The sequence below is a fragment of the Silanimonas sp. genome, from assembly GCF_044377035.1.
Lineage (GTDB): Bacteria > Pseudomonadota > Gammaproteobacteria > Xanthomonadales > Xanthomonadaceae > Silanimonas.
In genome coordinates this window covers 1-2,576 of sequence record NZ_JBILJW010000056.1, presented here as the reverse complement: position 1 = coordinate 2,576, position 2,576 = coordinate 1, and the positions used below count along the sequence as shown (strand labels likewise).

The 2,576-nt window shown below is 69.4% G+C and carries 4 protein-coding genes; all 4 read left to right on the top strand.

From position 1 onward, the window contains the following. Positions 1 to 175: 175 nt before the first annotated feature. Positions 176 to 670, top strand: coding sequence for a pantetheine-phosphate adenylyltransferase (gene coaD / locus ACIQ6S_RS14265; protein ID WP_297867298.1), 495 nt, complete (start codon positions 176 to 178; stop codon positions 668 to 670). 23 nt (positions 671 to 693) lie between these two features. Continuing rightward, a complete protein-coding gene (locus tag ACIQ6S_RS14260; protein WP_397608927.1) occupies positions 694 to 1,209 on the top strand; it encodes a hypothetical protein in 516 nt (171 codons plus the stop codon). Between the two features lie 46 nt (positions 1,210 to 1,255). Beyond that, positions 1,256 to 1,510: a YfhL family 4Fe-4S dicluster ferredoxin gene (locus ACIQ6S_RS14255; protein WP_297867296.1), complete on the top strand. Its 255-nt coding sequence runs from the start codon at positions 1,256 to 1,258 to the stop codon at positions 1,508 to 1,510. Further along, positions 1,510 to 2,576 (top strand): gamma-glutamyltransferase family protein (locus ACIQ6S_RS14250; RefSeq protein WP_397608926.1); only part of this gene is annotated, 1,067 nt, incomplete at its 3' end. The genes ACIQ6S_RS14255 and ACIQ6S_RS14250, both read left to right, overlap by 1 nt.

The window sequence follows — 2,576 nt, the reverse complement described above, 5'->3', positions numbered from 1 at the left end:
GCCTTGCCCCGCGGGCAAGGGTTTATGTGGAAAGCCCGGCCGGCGCGACGCCCACCGTGCCCAGCACTTGGGTGCTCCAGCGTGAAATCGCCACCCGCGAGGTCAGGGCCGCGCTCTACAAAGTCGAGCAAGGCTGAGTTGCTACACTCGGCGGGTCCCGCACTCGTGGCCCGGCATGTCTTCCCGTCACCGCATCGCCCTCTATCCCGGCACCTTTGATCCGATCACGAACGGCCATGCCGATCTCGTGGCGCGCGCGGCGCCGATCTTCGAGAAGGTGATCGTCGGCGTGGCTGGAAGCACCGGCAAGAATCCGGTGATGCCGGTCGAGCAGCGCGAGGCGCTGGCCCGCGAGGCGCTGGCCCACCATCCGAACGTCGAGGTGCGCGCCTTCAACGGCCTGCTCGCGAACTTCGTCCGTGAATGCGGCGCCGGCGTGCTGCTGCGCGGCCTGCGCGCGGTGTCGGACTTCGAGTACGAGTTCCAGTTGGCGAGCATGAACCGGCACCTCATCCCGGAGGCGGAGACGCTGTTCCTCACGCCGGCCGAGCAGCACAGCTTCATTTCCTCGACCCTGGTCCGCGAAGTCGCCCGCCTCGGCGGCGACGTGTCCGGCTTCGTTCCCCCGGTCGTGGCGCGCGCCCTCGAGGCGCGTTTCCGCAGCCCCTGATCCCGCTTTCCAAGGAGACCACCATGAACCGTTTCGCCCTGATGGCCGCTTCGGCCGCCCTCGCCCTGACCCTCACCGCCTGCCAGGGCGAGGTGGACGATGAGGAGAAGGAAGCCCAGCCGGAAGCCGAGGCCGTGGTGCTCGTCGCGCCGAAGAGCCAGGACGACGCCGAGTGGAAGACCTACCTCGGCCAGGTGATCGGCACCAACACCGACGGCATCACCGAGCGCACGTTCAATTACTACCTGCCCGCCGCCACCGACCCGGCGGAAGAGGACGGCCCGTACTCGCGCATGATGAACGACGTGCGCACCGTGCTGCAGCGCGGCGTGCTGCCGGGCAACATGCTCAGCTTCTCGTCGCCGAACAGCACGATGATGGCCGACCTCATCGTCGAGGCCTTCGAGGACGAGTCGATCCAGGACACCGCGCTGAAGGGTTCGCGCGTGCTGTTCATCGGTGAATCGAAGGACGAGTCGCGCGTTCGCCAGGCCGCGCTCTCGGCCGGCGCCGAGTTCCGCTTCGTCGAAGCCAAGTAATCCGCGTCCACCCGGCGGGCGCCCGTCGCCCGCCGAGGCCCGCCTGATGGCCCTGCGCATCCTCGAAACCTGCATCAATTGCGACGTGTGCGCCCCGGCGTGCCCCAACGGCGCGATTTCCCAGGGCGAGGCGATCTACGAGATCGCGCCGCCGAAGTGCACCGAATGCGTCGGGCACTTCGACGAACCGCAGTGCATGGTGGTCTGTCCTGTCGAGTGCATCGAACTCGATCCGTCGCATCCCGAATCCAAGACCGAGCTGCAGCTCAAGTTCGAAGCGCTGCAGCGGGAGATGGCCTGATGTCGTTCCGCCCGATGCTGGTCGCCGCAGCCCTTGTCCTCGCTGCCGGCCTTTCCTCCCCGATGTCGCTGGCCCGCGAGGTGCCTTCCGCCGCGGGGCAGCGCCCGGACGGCGCAGCCGTCGCCAGCGCCAACGCGCAGGCCACCGATGCCGGCATGGAAGTGCTCCGCAAGGGCGGCAACGCCTTCGATGCCGCGGTGGCGGTGAGTGCGGCGCTGGGCCTCGTCGAACCCGAGAGTTCCGGCATCGGCGGCGGTGGTTTCTTCCTGCTGCGCCAGGCCAGCGACGGCAAGGTCGTCTTCGTCGACGGTCGCGAACGCGCGCCGCTGGCGGCCACGCGCGACATGTTCCTCGACCCGGCCACCGGTGAGCCGCGCCCGCGCCAGACCATCGACGGCCCGCTGGCCGCGGCGATCCCCGGCTTGCCGGCAGCGCTGGTGCATGTCTCGAAGACCTATGGTCGCCTGCCGCTGGCCGATGCGCTGGCGCCGGCGGTGGCGCTGGCCGAGCAAGGCTGGACCTTCGGCGACAAGAACCTGGCCATGATGGGCTGGCGCGAAGCGGCGCTCGCTGTCGATGCGGGCGCCGCGCCGCTGCTGCTGGTCGACGGCAAGACGCCCGCCTTGGGCACGCGCATGCGCAACCCCGATTACGCCGAGGTGCTGAAGCGCCTCGGGCGCGATGGTTTCGACGGCTTCTACCGCGGCGACATCGCCACGCGCCTGGTGGATGGTGTCCGCGCGGCGGGCGGCCTGTGGACGCTCGAAGACCTCGCGCAGTACCGCGTGGTGGAGCGCGAGCCGCTGGTTTTCCAGCATCGCGGCAAGACCGTCGTCACCGCACCGCCGCCGTCGTCGGGTGGCATCGCGCTGGCGCAGACGCTGCAGATCCTCGATGGCTACGACTGGTCGAAGCGCAGCGAGCTCGACCGCCTGCACCTGCGTATCGAAGCGATGCGCCGCGCCTACCGCGATCGTGCCGTGTTCCTCGGCGATCCGGATTTCGTCGACGTGCCGGTGGAGCTGCTGACGAACCCGGCCTATGCCGCGGGCCTGCGCGCCGGCAT

What these genes read in the sequence shown, in the direction of transcription:
- ACIQ6S_RS14255 (WP_297867296.1), top strand. Translation starts at nt 1,256, where the DNA reads ATGGCCCTGCGCATCCTCGAAACCTGCATCAATTGCGACGTGTGCGCC.
- coaD (WP_297867298.1), top strand. Translation starts at nt 176, where the DNA reads ATGTCTTCCCGTCACCGCATCGCCCTCTATCCCGGCACCTTTGATCCG.
- ACIQ6S_RS14260 (WP_397608927.1), top strand. Translation starts at nt 694, where the DNA reads ATGAACCGTTTCGCCCTGATGGCCGCTTCGGCCGCCCTCGCCCTGACC.